We start from the raw sequence: 16,499 nt of genomic DNA, 5'->3' as shown, positions 1-16,499 counted from the left end.
CCGTGAACTGGCCCTCGACCATGTAGGATTCGAGCTTCGTCATGTTGACGCCGTTGGTCGCGAAGCCGCCGAGTGCCTTGTAGAGCGCCGCCGGCAGGTTGCGGACCCGGAAGACGAAGCTCGTCACGAGATCGCCCGAGCCGGCCTCGGCCGGCGCCTCTTCCCGGGAGAGGATGATGAAGCGGGTCGTGTTGTGGGCCTCGTCCTCGACATCCTCGGCCAGGATGTCGAGACCGTAGACCTCAGCGGCAAGCCGGGGCGCGAGCGAGCCGCGGGTGCTGTCGCCGGCATCGCGGATCTCGCGGGCCGAGCCCGCCGTGTCGCCCGCGACCACCGCCTTCACGCCGAGCCGGCGGATGATCTTCCGGCATTGGCCGAGCGCGTGGATGTGGCTGTGCAGCGTCCGGATCTCCTCCAGCGCCGTGCCCGGGATGGCGAGAAGCTGGAAGTGGATCGGCAGGAAATGCTCGCCCACGATATGCAGGCCGGAGGTCGGCAGCAGGTGGTGGATGTCGGCGACCCGGCCCGCGATCGAGTTCTCGATCGGGATCATGGCGAGATCGGCCTCGCCGTCCGTCACGGCCGCGAAAGCGTCCTCGAAGGTCGGGCAGGGCAGCGGCTCGTAGTCCGGCCGGGCTTCCTGGCAGGCGATCTCGGAATTCGCGCCCCGCTCGCCCTGGAATGAGATCTTCACGACGAATGCTGCTCCAGGATGCGGCGGGCCCGTTCCAGGTGGTCCGGGTTGTCGACGCCGAAGGGCTGGTCCTCGACGACGACGATGTCGATCCGCATCCCGGCCTCCAGCGCCCGCAGCTGCTCGAGCCGCTCCCGCAGCTCGAGCGGCGAGGGCGGCAGCGCGACGAAGCGGGCGAGCGCAGCCCGGCGATAGGCGTAGAGCCCGACGTGATGCAGCAGCGCGCCCTCGCCCCAGGGCGCGGTCGCGCGGGTGAAATAGAGCGCCCGGAGTCGGTTCGGCGCGATCTCCGTCCCGATCGCCTTCACGACGTCCGGATGGGTCCGCTCCTCGTCCCGGGTGATCGCGAAGGCGAGCGTCGCGATGTCGACGGCCGCGTCCGCCAACGGCCCGACGACCGCCGCGATGCTGTCCGGCCGGATGGTCGGGAAGTCGCCCTGCACGTTGACGATGATGTCGTGTAGCCCCTCGGGGTCGAGCAGCGCCGCGGCCTCCGCGATCCGGTCGGAGCCCGAAGGATGGTCGGCCCGGGTCAGCACCGCCCGCCCGCCGGCGCGGGCGACGGCCTCGGCCACCTCGGGCGCATCCGTCGCGACCGCGACCGCGCCGATCCCGGCCTCCACGGCCCGGCGCCAGACATGAACGATCATCGGCTCGCCCGCGATCAGGGCGAGCGGCTTCCCGGGCAGCCGGGTGGCCTGCATCCGGGCCGGGATCAGGACGAGCGGTTCGGACATCGGGCGGGACGGTGCGGGCGGAAAGGACGAGGCGGGCGCTCTAGCAGCGGCGCACGGGCTTGTCATGGCGAGGCGACGTCGTCGGTCCTCGTGTGGAGAGGGGCTTCCCACATGCGACGACGCGTCGGACCGGTTCGCGCCCTGCCGCGTTGTCAACGCGGCGGAAATGCGGCTAAGCACCCGACGGGCATGGGCGGCCGTAGGCCGCCGTCGGTTGTTGGGATGCAGGGACTTCAGCATGGCTTCGGGTGATCTCGCCGGACAGGGTGGCAATCCCGGCGGTCCGACAAAACTCGGTGACGACGATCCGCTGTTCTGGAACAAGATCACCGGCGCGATCCTGGGCTCCTGCCTCCTGGCCATGGGCCTGAACGTATTCTCCGGCATCCTCTACACGCCGAAACGTCCTGTGGTCCCGGGCTATGACCTGCCGGCGCCGGAGGCCGCAGCGCCAGGCGGGGCCAGCGACCAGCAGGCGCAGGCCGAACCGCTCCCGATCCGGCTCGCGAGCGCGGATGCCGGCAAGGGCGCGAGCGCGGCCAAGAAATGCTCGGCCTGCCACGTCTTCGAGAAGGGCGGCCCGAACAAGATCGGCCCGAATCTCTACGGCGTCGTCGGTCACGCCAAGGCCGCGCATCAGGGCTTCGCCTACTCGGCCGCTCTGAAGGGTAAGGGCGGCGAGTGGAGCTACGACGATCTCGACGGCTTCCTGGCCAACCCGAAGGGCTATGCCCCCGGAACGATCATGGCCTTTGCGGGCATCTCCAGCCCGAAGGAACGCGCCGACGTCCTCGCTTATCTGAGGTCGCTCTCGGACAGCCCCGTCCCGTTCCCCGAGGCGACGGCGCAGCCGGCCGCCGCGACCGGGGCTCCGGCCGCCGGTGGTGCGCCGGGTCCGTCCCAGACCGAGCAGCGGCCCTCGCCGCCCATGCCGGGTCAGCGGGTCGAGCCCGGGCCGGCCCCGGTCCAGGGGCAGCCGCAGCCGGCGACGCCTCAGGTCCAGACGACGACGCCGAACCAGCCGCAGCCTCCTGCGACCGGCGCGGCCCCGACCGGGACCGCGCCGACCGGCTCGGGCTCGCCCACGGCCGCTCCGTCGAACGCGCCTGCCGCAGGACAGCCCGCGCCGCCCTCGCAGACCGGGCGCGACTCGTCGGCTCCCGGGCGCCAGCCGTGACCGGCTGCCGTTGAGGCAGGAGGTCGCGGAGCGGAGCGTGCGCAAGGCGTCGTGTTCGTGCCATGCTCTCTCCCGAGACTGCTGACAGGGAGAGACGGGTGCTCGGCAATGGCCTGACACGACGGGTTTTGCTGGCCGCCGGCGCGTCCGCCGCGGCTCTGCCCACCGGCGGAGCGGGTCGAGCCGCCGCTGAGGAGCCTCGCTGGCGGCACGGACTGTCGCTTCTCGGCGAGCCGAAATACCCGCCGGGCTTCCCGCATTTCGACTATGTCCGGCCCGACGCGCCGAAGGGCGGCCTCGTCCGGCTCGGCGCGCAGGGCACGTTCGACAATTTCAACCTGTTCACGGCCGGCGTGCGGGGCGAACTCGAGGGCGGGATCGGCTCGCTCCTGCACGACACGCTGATGCTGGCGGCGGATGACGAGGTCTCGACCGAATACGGGCTCATCGCGGATGCGGTCAGCTATCCGGAGGACCGTTCCTCCGTGACCTACCGGCTCAATCCGGCGGCCCGGTTCCATGACGGGCGCCCGATCACGGCCGCGGACGTCATCTTCTCCTTCGAGACCCTGAAGGCGACGAGCCCCTTCTACGCCTTCTACTACCAGAACGTGGTCCGGGCGGAGCCGAGCGGCGAGCGCGCCGTCACCTTCACCTTCTCCGAGAAGGGCAATCGCGAATTGCCGCAGATCGTCGGGCAGCTTCCGGTTCTGCCGAAGCATTGGTGGACCGGGACGGGACCGAACGGCACGCGGCGCGACCCGACCCAGACCACGCTCGAGCCGCCGGTCGGGTCCGGGCCGTACCGGATCAAGAGCTTCGAGCCCGGCCGCTACGCGCTCTACGAACAGGTGCCTGATTTCTGGGCGCGCGATCTGAACGTGCTCCGCGGCCAGCATAATTTTCGCGAGATCCGCTACGAGTATTTCCGCGACGGCACGGTGCTGCTCGAGGCCTTCAAGGGTGACCGGCTCGATTACCGGACCGAGAACTCCGCCCGGCAATGGTCGACCGGCTACGATTTCCCCGCCAAGGCTGAAGGCCGTGTCCTGCTCGAGCAGTTCCCGGTCCGGAATTCCGGCGTGATGCAGGCCTTCGTTTTCAACCTGCGCCGGCCCCGCTTCGCCGATCCCCGCGTGCGCCGCGCCTTCAACCTCGCCTTCGATTTCGAGGACACGAACCGCACGCTGTTCTTCGGGCTCTACGAGCGCATCAACTCCTATTTCTACGGGACCGAACTCGCCTCCTCCGGTCTCCCGGCCGGCAAGGAGCTCGAGATCCTGGAAGGCCTGCGCGGCAAGGTGCCGGCCGCGGTCTTCACGACGCCCTACACGAACCCGGTCTACGGCTCGCCCGAATCGGTGCGGACGAATCTGCGCGAGGCTTTGCGGCTCCTGGGCGAGGCCGGCTACGAGCTGAAGGGGCGCCAGCTCGTGCCGAAGGCCGGCGGCGAAGCGTTCCGGGCCGAGTTCATCGGCTTCGACCAGAATGCCGAGCGCTACGTCCTCCCTTACCGGCAGGCGCTGGAGCGGATCGGCATCGCGATCGAGCTCCGCATCGTCGACGCCGCCCAGTACCAGAACCGGATCCGGTCCTTCGATTTCGACATGACGACGGCCGTGTGGCCGCAATCGCTCTCGCCCGGCAACGAGCAGCGCGACTTCTTTGGCTCCTCGGGAGCGGACCGGCCGGGCTCGCGCAACCTCGCCGGCATCAAGGATCCGGCGGTCGATTCCCTCATCGACCGCATCATCTTCGCGGCCGACCGCGAGGAACTCGTCGCCGCGACCCGGGCGCTCGACCGGGTGCTCCTCGCCCACGACTACGTCGTGCCGCAATGGTCCTCGCGCGTCACCCGCACCGCCCGCTGGGACCGGTTCGGCCGTCCCGGCACGCTCCCGCTCGGCGGGTCCGGCTTCCCGACGATCTGGTGGTCCGACGAGGCCAAGCTGGCCAAGACCGGCGCGCCGCGGTGAGGCGGCCACGCTCCCGTTTTCCAGCGCGCGCTACCCTCCCCTTTGCGGGGAGGGCCGAGCAGGCGCGAAGCGCCGCCCGGGGTGGGGGTCCGACAGGTGGAACCGATGGAGGTGCCTCCTCACCGCCCCCCACCCCCGACCCCTCCCCGCAAGGAGGAGGGGAGGTGCGCGTCCATCGGCGTGCAATCATCTCCGGACTCGCTGCGGCTTCCCTCGCCACCGCGCTCCCTCGGCCCGCCAGGGCCGCGGATGCCGAACCGCACGGCTTGTCCATCTTCGGCGACCTGAAATACCCGGCCGATTTCCCGCATTTCGACTATGTCCGGCCCGACGCGCCGAAGGGGGGCGTGTTCTCGAACCAGATCACGACGACGGCCGGGAACCAGAATTTCGACACGTTCAACACCCTGAACATCTACGTGCTCAAGGGGGATGGCGCGGCCGGGATGCCGCTGACCTTCGACAGCCTGATGGCGAGGGCCTGGGACGAGCCCGACGCCGTCTACGGCCTCGTCGCCAGGACGGTCCGGGCGAGCCCGGACGGGCTGACCTACCGGTTCCTGCTGCGGCCGGAGGCCCGGTTCCACGACGGCTCGCGCCTCACGCCGGTCGACGTCGCGTTCTCGATCAACCTGCTCAAGGCCAAGGGCCACCCGATCATTTCGCAGGCGCTACGCTTCGTCGAGGGCGCGGCGGCGGAGGGCGAGGATGTGGTCCGGGTCACCTTCGCGCCGGAGCGCGCGCGCGACCTTCCGCTGGTCGCGGCCCTGCTGCCGATCTTCTCCGAGCGATCCTGGAGCGGGCGCGATTTCGAGGCATCGACCCTCGATCCACCGCTCGGCTCCGGTCCCTACCGGGTCGGCCGATTCGAACAGGGCCGCTTCATTGCCTTCGACCGGGTGCGGGATTACTGGGCCGCCGGGCTCCCCGTGAACCGCGGCCAGCACAATTTCGACGAGGTCCGCTACGAGTATTTCCGCGACCGGCAGGTCGCCTTCGAGGCCTTCAAGGCCGGCAGCTTCACGTTCCGGGAGGAGTTCACGGCCCGGATCTGGGCGACGGGCTACGATTTCCCGGCCATGACCGAGGGCAAGGTCAAACGCGAGATCGTGCCGGACGAGACCCCGTCCGGCATGCAGGGCTGGTTCTTCAACCTCCGCCGGCCCCGCTTCGCCGACCCCCGGGTGCGGGAGGCGATCTCGCTCGCCTTCGATTTCGAGTGGGTCAACAAGACCATCATGTACGGGGCCTATACCCGCACGGCCTCCTATTTCGAGAATTCGCCGCTCAAGGCCGAGGGTCCTCCATCGGCAGAGGAGGCCGCCTTGTTGGCGCCGTTCCGCGGCCGCGTGCCGGATTCGGTCTTCGCGGAACCGTATTCGCCGCCTGCGAGCGACGGGTCGGGCCAGGACCGGGCGCTGCTGCGTCGCGCCAGCGAATTGCTGCAGCAGGCCGGCTGCCGGCGCGACGGCGGTGTGCTGAAGCTGCCCTCGGGCGAGGCGCTCACGATCGAGTTCCTGGATTTCCAGCCCGTGCTGCAGCCCCACACGCAGCCCTTCATCAAGAACCTCGCCCTGCTCGGAATCCAGGCGACCTCGCGCATCGTCGATGCCGCGCAATACCAGCGCCGCACCGAAGAGTTCGATTTCGACATGACGGTCCGGCGCTACTCGAACTCGGCGACGCCGGGCGAGGCGATCCGGCAGGTCTTCGGCTCGATCGCGGCCGCGACCCGGGGTTCACCGAACCTTGCCGGCTTCTCCGACCCGGCGATCGACGCCCTGGTGGAGACCATCGTCTCGGCCGAGACCCGACCCGCCCTCACCACCGCCTGCCGCGCCCTCGACCGCGTGCTCCGGGCCGGCCGCTATTGGGTGCCGATGTGGTATCGCGGCAGCCACCCGCTCGCCTATTGGGACATCTTCGGCCACCCGCCGACCCCGCCGCGCTACGAGCTCGGGGCGCCGCAGACCTGGTGGTACGATGCCGACAAGGCCCGTCGGATTGGTCGCGGGTGATGGGGGTTCGGCGACATCCGCCCGTTACGGCAGGGGAGGGCGGGCGTTAAGTGGCGGCCTATATCCTCCGCCGCCTTCTGCTGATGATCCCGACGATCCTCGGGATCATGCTGATCTCCTTCGTGATCGTGCAATTCGCGCCGGGGGGGCCGATCGAGCGCATCCTGGCGCAGCTCCAGGGCACCGATCCCGGGGCCATGTCGCGCGTCTCGGGCGGGGGTGGCGATATCGGGGGCGGGACGGCGCGGGCGCCCGGGCCTGCTGGCGGCGCATCGTCCTCGCGCTATCGCGGCGCTCAGGGGCTGGATCCCACTTTCATCAAGCGGCTCGAGGAGCAGTTCGGCTTCGACAAGCCCGCCCACGAGCGCTTCCTGAAGATGATCCGGGATTACGCGCTCTTCGATTTCGGCAAGAGCTTCTTCCGCGACGTCTCGGTGCTGCAGCTCATCGGCGAGAAGCTGCCCGTCTCGATCACGCTCGGCCTCTGGATGACGCTCCTGTCCTACGCGATCTCGATCCCGCTCGGCATCCACAAGGCGGTGCGGGAAGGCTCGGCCTTCGACGTATGGACGTCGGGACTCGTCATCGTCGGCTACGCGATCCCGGGCTTCCTCTTTGCGATCCTGCTCATCGTCCTCTTCGCCGGCGGCTCCTTCTGGCAGGTTTTCCCGTTGAAGGGCCTGCTGTCGGAGGGCCTCAGCGGGGCGGCGTGCGCGCCGGTCGTCTGGGTCGGCTTCGCCGGCTGGTTCCCGTTCCGGCCGCATGCCGGCTTCGACCTCGCGCAATGCCTCGGCACGATCCTGCCCGACTATCTCTGGCACATCGCGCTGCCGATCACGGCGATGGCGCTCGGCGCCTTCGCCATCACGGCGCTCCTCACCAAGAACTCCTTCCTGGACGAGATCCGCAAGCAATACGTCCTGACGGCGCGCATGAAGGGGCTGTCGGAGAGGCAGGTCCTCTACGGCCACGTCTTCCGCAACGCGATGCTGATCGTGGTGGCGGGATTCCCGGCCGCCTTCATCGGGGCCTTCTTCGCCGGCTCGCTCCTGATCGAGCAGATCTTCTCGCTCGACGGGCTCGGGCTCCTCTCCTTCGAATCCATCGTCAACCGCGACTACCCGGTCGTCTTCGCGACGCTCTACATCTTCTCCCTCGTCGGGCTCCTGGTGAACCTCCTGTCGGACCTGATCTACACCTGGATCGACCCGCGCATCGATTTCGAGACGAGGGACGCGTGACCACCGCCCTCGCCCAACCCGAGCTCGACCGCGTCCCGCTCGCCTCGCCCGCGGCGGCGCCCACCGCGCCGCCGCTCCCGCGCGAGGGCTTCGTTCGCCTCTCGCCGATGAACCGGCGCCGCTGGCGGAATTTTGCCGCCAACCGGCGCGGGTTCTGGTCCTTCTGGCTGTTCATCGCCCTGTTCGTCGTCAGCCTCTTCGCCGAGTTCCTGGCGAACGATCGCCCGATCGTGGCGAGCTACAAGGGCGAGCTGATCTTCCCGATCGTGCGGGACTACCCTGAGGAGAAGTTCGGCGGCTTCCTGGCCGTTACCGATTACCGCGACCCGGTGATCGCGAAGGAGTTGCGCGAGAACGGCTGGGCGATCTGGCCGCCGGTCCGCTTCTCCTACCACACCCACAATCTCGACCTTCCGGTCCCGGCGCCCTCGCCCCCGACCTGGCGGCTCTCCGACGAGCAATGCCGGGCCGCGGCCGAGAAGGCGACGGGGGGCCGGTCGGGCTCCGGATGCAGCGATCTCGAGCCGAACTGGCTCGGCACCGACGACCAGGCCCGCGACGTCGTCGCCCGGCTGATCTACGGCTTCCGGCTCTCCGTCCTGTTCGGGCTCGCGCTCGCGCTGATCTCGTCGGTGATCGGCGTGCTGGCGGGCGCCGTGCAGGGTTATTTCGGCGGCTGGACCGACCTCATCTTCCAGCGCGTGATCGAGATCTGGACGGCGATTCCGTCGCTCTATCTCCTGATCATCATCGCGGCGATCATCACGCCGTCCTTCTTCGTGCTGCTCGGGATCCTGCTCCTCTTCTCCTGGGTGTCGCTCGTCGGCGTCGTCCGGGCCGAGTTCCTGCGCGGGCGGAACTTCGAATATGTCCGGGCGGCGCGCGCGCTCGGCCTGTCCAACGCGACCATCATGTTTCGGCACCTCCTGCCGAACGCCATGGTCGCGACCCTGACCTTCCTGCCCTTCATCCTGAACGGCTCGATCGCGACCCTGACTTCGCTCGACTTCCTTGGCTTCGGCCTGCCGCCGGGCTCGCCCTCGCTCGGAGAGCTTCTCGCCCAGGGCAAGGCCAACCTCCAGGCCCCTTGGCTCGGCCTCGCCGGCTTCGTGGTCATCGCCACGATGCTGTCGCTCCTGATCTTCGCCGGCGAAGCGGTGCGCGATGCGTTCGACCCGCGGAAGACCTTCGCGTAGGGTGACGATAGAGAGGCAGCGATGAACGAGATCGTCAGGAAGATCGTCCCCGTATCGAGTCTCCCGCCAGAGCTGCAGAACGACTTCGATCCGGAGGGTCGCGTCGAAATCGTGGGGCGTCCCGATCCGGGCAGGACCCCGAGCAGCCTCATAGATATCATCGAGACGTACAGGCGCACGCGCACGCATCCGTCGAGGTTTCGGGACGGCGACGACGTCGTCGCCTATGTGAGGGCGTTGCGTGATGGGGGCGATCTCGAGCCATGGCTAGGACCTTGCTCTACGTCGACTCCAACGTCCTGATCGGAACTTTCGAACTCGGGCTTGGCGGAACCGCTCTCGCACACGCGCTGCTGATGTCGAGCCAGGATTCGCCCCGCTTCATCACGAGCGAGATCACGGTGAGCGAAGTTCTTGTTGCGCCTTTTCGGAGCAATGACTTGGATCTTGTCGACTTCTATCATGCGCTGTTCTCTCAGACCGTGAGCTTGGCGGTGGAGCCGGTTACCCGCGGCGTGCTGGAGCGGGCAGCACGTTTGCGCGCCGTCTCGAGCATGAAACTGCCTGATGCGATTCATGTCGCGACAGCCGCGCTGACGCCCTGCTCCATTCTACTCTCGCGCGACCAGCGTCTCTTCATCCCGAGCGGCATGAGACGCCTCGATCCGTTTGCTCAGCCGCTCGATCTCGCGTCCTTGGCGAAGTCGTGACGCCCCTCCTCTCCGTCCAGGACCTCTGCGTCGCCTTCCGGTCCCGCGGGGCCGACGGCAAGCCGGTCGACAGCCTCGCGGTCGACCGTGTCTCGTTCGACGTCGCGCCGCGCGAAACGGTGGCGCTCGTCGGCGAATCCGGGTCGGGCAAGTCTGTGACGGCGCTCTCCGTTCTCAAGCTCCTGCCCTATCCGGCGGCCCACCACCCCTCCGGACGGATCCTGTTCCGCGGCCGGGATCTCCTGCCGCTCGGCGAGCCCGAGATGCAGAAGGTGCGGGGCGACGACGTCAGCATGGTGTTCCAGGAACCCATGACGTCGCTGAACCCGCTCCACACGGTGGTCACGCAGGTCGGCGAGATCCTGACGCTTCACCGCGGCCTGTCGCGGCGGGATGCCCGCAGGCGGGTGCTGGAACTGCTGGACCTCGTCGGCATCCGGGATCCGGAGAGCCGGCTCGAATCCTATCCGCACCAGCTCTCGGGCGGGCAGCGCCAGCGCGTGATGATCGCGATGGCGCTCGCGAACGAGCCCGACCTCTTCATCGCCGACGAGCCGACGACCGCGCTCGACGTCACGGTCCAGGCGCAGATCCTGCGGCTCCTCGCCGACCTCAAGGCCCGGCTCGGCATGGCGATGCTGTTCATCACCCACGACCTCGGCATCGTCCGAAAGATCGCCGACCGGGTCTGCGTCATGCAGGGCGGCCGGATCGTCGAAGCGGGAGCGGTGGCGGAGATCTTCGCCCGACCGCAGCATGATTACACCCGGCGCCTGCTCGCGGCCGAGCCCAAGGGTCGCGCCAACCCGGTCGCGAAAGGGGCGCAGATCCTGGTCGATGCGGGGCCGATCAAGGTCCATTTCCCGATCCGGCGCGGCTTCCTGCGCCGCACGGTCGGACATGTGAAGGCCGTCGACGGCGTCTCGGTCACCGTGCAGGAGGGCGAGACGCTGGGCATCGTCGGCGAGTCCGGCTCGGGCAAGACGACGCTGGGGCTGGCCCTCCTCCGCCTGACCCGGTCGGAAGGCCCGATCGTGATCCTCGGGCAGCGCATCGACGAACTTGCGGCCAAGACGCTGCGACCGCTTCGCCGCGAGATGCAGATCGTCTTCCAGGACCCCTACGGCTCGCTCTCGCCCCGAATGTCCGTAGCCGAGATCGTCGCGGAGGGCCTTTTGGTCCAACGGAAGCGCCTCGGCCGGACCGAGCGCCGGGACGTGGTGGCCCGCGCGCTGCACGATGTCGGGCTCGACCCCGCCACCATGGACCGCTACCCGCACGAATTCTCCGGCGGCCAGCGCCAGCGCATCGCGATCGCGCGCGCCATGGCGCTCGACCCGAAGCTCGTCGTTCTCGACGAGCCGACCTCTGCGCTCGACCAGTCCGTCCAGGCCCAGATCGTCGATCTGCTGCGGCGGCTGCAACTCGAGCGGAAGCTCGCCTACGTCTTCATCAGCCACGATTTGCGGGTCGTGCGGGCGCTCGCGAACCACGTCCTCGTCATGCAGGACGGCAAGGTCGTCGAGGAGGGTCCCGCGTCCCGGATCTTCGAGCATCCCGAGCAACCCTACACGAAGGCCCTGTTCGCGGCGGCGTTCGGGCTCGAAGCCGTCGACGCGGCGGGTGTGGTGCGGGAGTAACGCCGATCGACGGCCGCTCTCCTTTCCGGCCCGGCACCGGCCGCGCGTTCCTGATCGTCCTCGACTCGGTCGGGATTGGCGGGGCTCCGGATGCGGCGGAATACGGCGACGCCGGCGCGGACACGGTCGGCCATATCGCCGAGGCCTGCGCCGCCGGGCTCGGCGATCGCGAGGGGTTGCGGGCCGGGCCGCTCGCGCTGCCGCACCTCGCGAGCCTCGGCCTCGGCCTCGCCTGCAAGGCTGCCACGGGCCGCGTGCCCCCTGGCCTGGAACCGGTCGAAGCGCCCCGCGCCGCGTGGGGCCCGGCGCGCGAACGCTCGCGCGGCAAGGATACGCCCTCCGGCCATTGGGAGATTGCCGGTCTGCCGGTCGGGTTCGCCTGGGGCTATTTCCCGGACACCGAGCCGGCCTTCCCGCCCGACTTCGTCCGGGCGCTGGTGGCGGAGGCCGGCCTGCCCGGGATCCTCGGCGACCGGCACGCGTCGGGCACCGCCATTATCGACGAGCTAGGGGCCGAGCATCTGAGGAGCGGCCGGCCGATCTGCTACACCTCGATCGACAGCGTGCTCCAGATCGCTGCGCACGAGGAGCGGTTCGGGCTCGAGCGGCTCCTCAAGACCTGCCTCGTCGCCCGCCGGCTCTGCGACCCCTACCGGATCGGCCGGGTCATCGCCCGGCCCTTCACCGGCTCGCCCGAGGCGGGATTCCGCCGCACCGCCAATCGGCGCGACTTCGCCGTCGAGCCGCCCGGGCCGACGCTGCTCGACCGGCTACATGCGGCAGGGCGCGAGGTCGTCACCATCGGCAAGGTCGGCGACATCTTCGCCCACCGGGCGACCGGCCGGGAGGTGAAGACGAAGGACAACATGGCCGGTATCGCGGCGCTGCTCTCGACCATCGCCTCGCTCGCGCCGGGCGGCTTCTGCTTCGCGAACCTGGTCGATTTCGACACCGAGCATGGCCATCGGCGCGACGTGCCGGGCTACGCCGCGGCGCTCGAGGCCTTCGACCTGCGCCTGCCCGAGATCGTGGCCGCGCTCCGGCCGGGCGACCTCTGCATCGTCACGGCCGACCACGGCAACGATCCGACCTTCCGGGGCACCGACCACACGCGGGAGCAGGTGCCGGTGCTGGCCTTCGGGCCCCGGATCGTGCCGGGGCCGCTCGGGTCGAGGTCGAGCTTCGCCGATCTCGGGGCGACGCTCGCCGAGCATCTCGGCATCGAGGGTACGGGTGCCGGGGCCTCGTTCCAGGCCCTGCTCAGAGCGCCTCGCCGCGCATGAGCCGCGGCGCCCGCCGGGTTTCGCCCGAGGCCCCGCGGGCGAAGAGTCCCTTCAGTCCAGGCGCCCGGTCGACGATCCCGAGCCCGAGATCGCGGAGCGCCCGGATCGGCAGGCTGTCATTCGAGAAAAGGCGGTTCAGCGCGTCGGTGACGCCGGCCAGCGCCACGGCGTCGAAGCGGCGGTCGCGCTCGTAGGCGCGCAACACGTCGGTCCCGGCCGGATCGAGCCCGAGCCGGATGGCATCGACGACGTGCTCCGCAAGGGACGCCGCGTCGGCCAGGCCCAGGTTGAGGCCCTGGCCGGCGAGCGGATGGATTTCGTGCGCCGCGTCTCCGAGCAGCGCGATGCGGTTCGCAACGAAGCCTCGTGCGAGGCCGACCGAGAGCGGGACGGCCTGGAGCCGGGTTTCCAGCACGATCGCGCCCAGCACGTGTCCGAACCGCGCCTCGACGGCCGGCAACGCCAGGCCGGCCGGAGCGGCGGCGAGCGCGCGCGCTTCGTCCTCCATCTCGGTCCAGACGATCGAGGAGCGGTGCGGCAGGTTCGTACCGCCTCCGGCAAGGGGCAGGATCGCGAAGGGCCCGCCAGGCAGGAAATGCTGCACGGCGCGGCCGCCATGCGGGCGCTCATGCGCGATCGTCGCGACCAGCGCCGATTGCCGGTAGCGCCGCCCGGTCCAGCCGATCCCGGCCGCCTCGCGCAGGCGCGAGCGGGCGCCATCGGCCGCGACCAGCAGCGCGACCGGCCGGGATTCCCCGTGCGGGCCTCCCACCCGGATCTCGCCCGGGGCCGCTTCGAGCGAGGTGACGGTTCCCGTCTCGAACCTCACTCCGGCATTGCGCGCCGCCGAACCCAGCGCATCGGTCAGGACGGCGCTCTCCAGCATGAATCCGAGCGGCGCGTCGCGGTCCTCGGCCTCGAAGGCGAGGTATTCGGGCCGGACCACGTCCGCGGCCCGGCTATCGGTGATCGACATCGCGGTGATGGGCTGAGCCCGCAACCGGAGCGCCTCGCCGACGCCGAGCGCGCCGAACATCCGCATCGCGGCGGGCGAGATCGCATAGGCCCGCATGTCCGGGGCGCGGCCGGTCCGGCCGGGATCGACGATCGTGACCTCGGCGGCCTCGCCGGCGCCCTGCCGCAGGGCGAGCCCGAGCGTGAGGCTCGGGATGCCGCCGCCTGCGATCAGGATGCGCCAGGCGGGAGGTCTCGATCGGGCTGGCCGCGATGGCGCCGTGGAGTTGGGCATTCGCGAGTCGTTGCGCCCCGACGCGAACGCGTCAAGCCGGCCTCCTCGGGGTCAGCCGTCGCACGTGCCCGGTCGGTGCGGCTACGGTTCGCAACCGCTCTGCCTATTCCGTAGGCAGGAAAGGTCGATCGCGAGCAGGATTGTGGCTGATCCAGGGCCGGGGCCGCGACCCGCGAGGCGAGGCCGGACGCTCGGTCAGGTTGGCATGCGGCTTGAAACGGACAGCGCAATCCGCGGCCATCGCATGTCGCGGCGGGTACCGGCACGTGGCCGGGGCAGCGGGGCAGGAACTCGATGAAAATCGTGATGGCGATCATCAAGCCGTTCAAGCTTGAGGAGGTTCGGGACGCGCTCACGGCGCTCGGGGTGCACGGGCTCACCGTCACCGAGGTCAAGGGTTACGGGCGCCAGAAGGGCCATACGGAGATCTACCGTGGGGCCGAATACGCGGTCAGCTTCCTGCCGAAGCTGAAGATCGAGGTCGCGGTCGCGTCCGAATTCGTGTCCCAGGCGATCGAGGCGATCTCGAACGCGGCAAGGACCGGACAGATCGGCGACGGCAAGATCTTCGTCATGCCGATCGAGCAGGCGGTCCGGATCCGCACCGGCGAAACCGACAACGATGCCCTTTGAACCCAACCTTCCGATTGGAGTACGCTTGATGACGTCTCGTCCAAGGCTCGCAGCCTGCCTCACCGCGGGGGCTGCGCTGTGTCTCATCGCGGGCGCGGCGCTGGCGCAAACGCCGGCTCCCCAGCCCGACGCCGCAGCTGCCGCGGCGGCTGCCCTTCCCGTGCCGAACAAGGGCGACACGGCCTGGATGCTGACCTCTTCGGCGCTCGTGCTGATGATGTCCGTGCCCGGGCTCGCGCTGTTCTATGGCGGCCTCGTGCGCACCAAGAACATGCTGTCCGTGCTGACGCAGGTCTTCGCGATCGTCTGCCTCGCCGGGCTGATCTGGGTGATCTACGGCTACTCGCTCGCCTTCACCAACGGCGCCGGCCTGAACAGCTTCGTCGGCGGCTTCTCGAAGGTGTTCCTGAAGGGCGTCACCGGGGAAAGCACGGTCGCCACGTTCTCGAACGGCGTCGTCATTCCCGAATACGTCTTCATCTGCTTCCAGATGACCTTCGCGATGATCACGCCCGCGCTGATCGTCGGCGCCATCGTCGAGCGCATCCGGTTCTCCGCGCTGATCCTGTTCATCGCGCTCTGGCTCACCTTCATCTACTTCCCGATGGCCCACATGGTCTGGTACTGGGCCGGCCCGGACGCGATCGCGGATGCCGCCAAGGCGGTCGCGGCCAACGCCGCCGACGCCGCGGCCAAGACGAAGCTCGACGACACGATCGGGGATGCGGGCCTCATCTACGGCTGGGGCGCGCTCGACTTCGCGGGCGGTACGGTCGTGCACATCAATGCGGGCATCGCCGGGCTCGTGGGCTGCCTTCTGCTCGGCAAGCGGGTCGGCTACGGCCGCGACCTCCTCGCCCCGCATTCGCTGACCATGACCATGATCGGCGCCGCCCTCCTGTGGGTCGGCTGGTTCGGCTTCAATGCCGGATCCAATCTCGAGGCGAACGGCACGACGGCGCTCGCCATGCTGAACACCTTCGTGGCGACCTGTGCGGCGGCGCTGGCCTGGCTCTTCGTGGAATGGGGCGGCAAGGGGAAGCCCTCGCTGCTCGGCCTCGTATCGGGTGCGATCGCGGGTCTCGTCGCGGTGACGCCGGCCTCCGGCTTCGCGGGTCCGATGGGCTCGCTGGTGCTCGGCCTCGTCTCGGGCGTGGTCTGCTACGGCTTCTGCTCGGGCGTGAAGAATGCCTTCGGCTACGACGACTCGCTCGACGTCTTCGGTATCCACTGCATGGGCGGCATCATCGGCGCGCTGGCGACCGGTATCCTGGTCGCGCCGTCGCTCGGCGGCGTCGGCCTCGTGGACTATGTCGCCAAGCCCGGCTCGGCTTCACCCGGCGACTACGCCATGGCGACCCAGGTCTGGGCGCAGTTCAAGGCGGTCGGCGTGACGCTGCTCTGGTCGGGCATCGGTTCGGCCATCCTGTACAAGGTGGTGGATGTCGTCCTCGGCCTCCGGGTCACCCAGGAGGAGGAGCGCGAGGGGCTCGACCTCACCGATCACGGCGAGCGCGCCTACAATTACTGAGCGGTTCTCCGCCGTCTGAACCAGGCCCCGGCGCAAGCCGGGGCCCTTTTTCGTTTCAACGCCCTCCCGGAAGGTCTCCCGACCCGATCGCTCGCCTGCACGTTGCCGACATCCCGCGTTCAGACTGGAAACAGCACAGGAACGGGCATCGATTCGGCTGACCCGGGCCTCCCGGGCGAAGACCGGACCATCCCGGGGTGGCGGTCGCGACGACGAGCGAAACTCATGACCAGATCACCTGTTCAGGCCGCCATCCGCATGCTGCTCATGGCCGGCGTGGCGCTCCCCGCCGCGCTCCTGTCCGGCTTGCCGGCGGGCGCCCAGCCGGCGCCCGGAGCGCCGCCCGCAGCCGGGGCACCGGAGACGAAGCCGGCCGCGCCGGCTCCGAAAGCGGCCCCGGCCCCGGCCCCGGCC

General features: G+C 69.6%; 15 protein-coding genes. 12 read left to right on the top strand and 3 right to left on the bottom strand.

Annotated elements, in window-relative coordinates; translation table 11 throughout:
* Nucleotides 1–694: prephenate dehydratase (locus ACFE87_RS23275; RefSeq protein ID WP_375462043.1), on the bottom strand; the 694-nt coding region annotated here is incomplete at its 3' end.
* Nucleotides 691–1,431: a 3-deoxy-manno-octulosonate cytidylyltransferase gene (locus ACFE87_RS23270; RefSeq protein WP_375462042.1), complete on the bottom strand. Its 741-nt coding sequence runs from the start codon at nucleotides 1,429–1,431 to the stop codon at nucleotides 691–693. The genes ACFE87_RS23270 and ACFE87_RS23275, both read right to left, overlap by 4 nt.
* A 238-nt stretch (nucleotides 1,432–1,669) precedes the next feature.
* Between ACFE87_RS23270 and ACFE87_RS23265 the strand changes: the two genes are divergently transcribed.
* From ACFE87_RS23265 to ACFE87_RS23225, 9 genes are all read left to right on the top strand, one after another.
* Entirely contained in the window at nucleotides 1,670–2,608 is a 939-nt protein-coding gene (locus ACFE87_RS23265) for a c-type cytochrome (RefSeq protein ID WP_375462041.1), read from the top strand.
* A 62-nt stretch (nucleotides 2,609–2,670) separates the two neighbouring features.
* Nucleotides 2,671–4,584 (top strand): extracellular solute-binding protein, encoded by a 1,914-nt coding sequence (locus ACFE87_RS23260; protein ID WP_375462040.1) that lies wholly within the window; start codon nucleotides 2,671–2,673, stop codon nucleotides 4,582–4,584.
* A 164-nt stretch (nucleotides 4,585–4,748) separates the two neighbouring features.
* Nucleotides 4,749–6,602 (top strand): extracellular solute-binding protein, encoded by a 1,854-nt coding sequence (locus ACFE87_RS23255; RefSeq protein ID WP_375462039.1) that lies wholly within the window; start codon nucleotides 4,749–4,751, stop codon nucleotides 6,600–6,602.
* A gap of 50 nt (nucleotides 6,603–6,652) precedes the next feature.
* A complete protein-coding gene (locus tag ACFE87_RS23250; RefSeq protein ID WP_375462038.1) occupies nucleotides 6,653–7,843 on the top strand; it encodes a microcin C ABC transporter permease YejB in 1,191 nt (396 codons plus the stop codon).
* Nucleotides 7,840–9,039 carry an ABC transporter permease gene (locus ACFE87_RS23245; RefSeq protein ID WP_375462037.1) on the top strand — a complete coding sequence of 400 codons (1,200 nt, stop codon included), beginning with the start codon at nucleotides 7,840–7,842 and terminating at the stop codon, nucleotides 9,037–9,039. Before ACFE87_RS23250 ends, ACFE87_RS23245 begins: the two co-directional genes overlap by 4 nt.
* A 21-nt stretch (nucleotides 9,040–9,060) precedes the next feature.
* Nucleotides 9,061–9,342: a hypothetical protein gene (locus ACFE87_RS23240; protein ID WP_375462036.1), complete on the top strand. Its 282-nt coding sequence runs from the start codon at nucleotides 9,061–9,063 to the stop codon at nucleotides 9,340–9,342.
* The gene (locus ACFE87_RS23235; RefSeq protein ID WP_375462035.1) at nucleotides 9,315–9,749 is read left to right on the top strand and encodes a type II toxin-antitoxin system VapC family toxin; all 435 of its coding nucleotides are present in this window, start codon (nucleotides 9,315–9,317) and stop codon (nucleotides 9,747–9,749) included. Before ACFE87_RS23240 ends, ACFE87_RS23235 begins: the two co-directional genes overlap by 28 nt.
* Nucleotides 9,746–11,389 carry an ABC transporter ATP-binding protein gene (locus ACFE87_RS23230; protein ID WP_375462034.1) on the top strand — a complete coding sequence of 548 codons (1,644 nt, stop codon included), beginning with the start codon at nucleotides 9,746–9,748 and terminating at the stop codon, nucleotides 11,387–11,389. The genes ACFE87_RS23235 and ACFE87_RS23230 overlap by 4 nt, the downstream gene beginning before the upstream one ends.
* Before the next feature lie 5 nt (nucleotides 11,390–11,394).
* Nucleotides 11,395–12,672 (top strand): phosphopentomutase, encoded by a 1,278-nt coding sequence (locus tag ACFE87_RS23225; protein WP_375462044.1) that lies wholly within the window; start codon nucleotides 11,395–11,397, stop codon nucleotides 12,670–12,672.
* On the opposite strand, the gene ACFE87_RS23220 is transcribed toward ACFE87_RS23225, so the two are convergent.
* Nucleotides 12,650–13,921: an FAD-dependent monooxygenase gene (locus tag ACFE87_RS23220; RefSeq protein WP_375462033.1), complete on the bottom strand. Its 1,272-nt coding sequence runs from the start codon at nucleotides 13,919–13,921 to the stop codon at nucleotides 12,650–12,652. The genes ACFE87_RS23225 and ACFE87_RS23220 overlap by 23 nt on opposite strands.
* A 294-nt stretch (nucleotides 13,922–14,215) precedes the next feature.
* On the opposite strand from ACFE87_RS23220, the gene ACFE87_RS23215 reads away from it, so the two are divergent.
* The 3 genes from ACFE87_RS23215 to ACFE87_RS23205 all read left to right on the top strand — a co-directional run.
* Nucleotides 14,216–14,554 (top strand): P-II family nitrogen regulator, encoded by a 339-nt coding sequence (locus tag ACFE87_RS23215; RefSeq protein WP_375462032.1) that lies wholly within the window; start codon nucleotides 14,216–14,218, stop codon nucleotides 14,552–14,554.
* A gap of 28 nt (nucleotides 14,555–14,582) precedes the next feature.
* Nucleotides 14,583–16,085 carry an ammonium transporter gene (locus ACFE87_RS23210; RefSeq protein WP_375462031.1) on the top strand — a complete coding sequence of 501 codons (1,503 nt, stop codon included), beginning with the start codon at nucleotides 14,583–14,585 and terminating at the stop codon, nucleotides 16,083–16,085.
* Nucleotides 16,086–16,310: 225 nt separating this feature from the next.
* A partial coding sequence (locus ACFE87_RS23205; RefSeq protein ID WP_375462030.1) for a hypothetical protein occupies nucleotides 16,311–16,499 on the top strand: 189 nt, incomplete at its 3' end.

It is taken from the genome of uncultured Enterovirga sp., assembly GCF_964242715.1.
Taxonomy (GTDB): Bacteria; Pseudomonadota; Alphaproteobacteria; order Rhizobiales; family Beijerinckiaceae; genus Enterovirga.
Note: the sequence above shows the minus strand (reverse complement) of the source record. Positions and strands in the feature narration are given on the sequence as shown.

Bases quoted from the DNA above. Each gene is read 5' to 3' on its own strand.
- ACFE87_RS23270 (WP_375462042.1), bottom strand. From the start codon at position 1,431: ATGTCCGAACCGCTCGTCCTGATCCCGGCCCGGATGCAGGCCACCCGG.
- ACFE87_RS23265 (WP_375462041.1), top strand. From the start codon at position 1,670: ATGGCTTCGGGTGATCTCGCCGGACAGGGTGGCAATCCCGGCGGTCCG.
- ACFE87_RS23260 (WP_375462040.1), top strand. From the start codon at position 2,671: ATGCTCTCTCCCGAGACTGCTGACAGGGAGAGACGGGTGCTCGGCAAT.
- ACFE87_RS23240 (WP_375462036.1), top strand. From the start codon at position 9,061: ATGAACGAGATCGTCAGGAAGATCGTCCCCGTATCGAGTCTCCCGCCA.
- ACFE87_RS23220 (WP_375462033.1), bottom strand. From the start codon at position 13,921: ATGCCCAACTCCACGGCGCCATCGCGGCCAGCCCGATCGAGACCTCCC.
- ACFE87_RS23215 (WP_375462032.1), top strand. From the start codon at position 14,216: ATGAAAATCGTGATGGCGATCATCAAGCCGTTCAAGCTTGAGGAGGTT.
- ACFE87_RS23210 (WP_375462031.1), top strand. From the start codon at position 14,583: ATGACGTCTCGTCCAAGGCTCGCAGCCTGCCTCACCGCGGGGGCTGCG.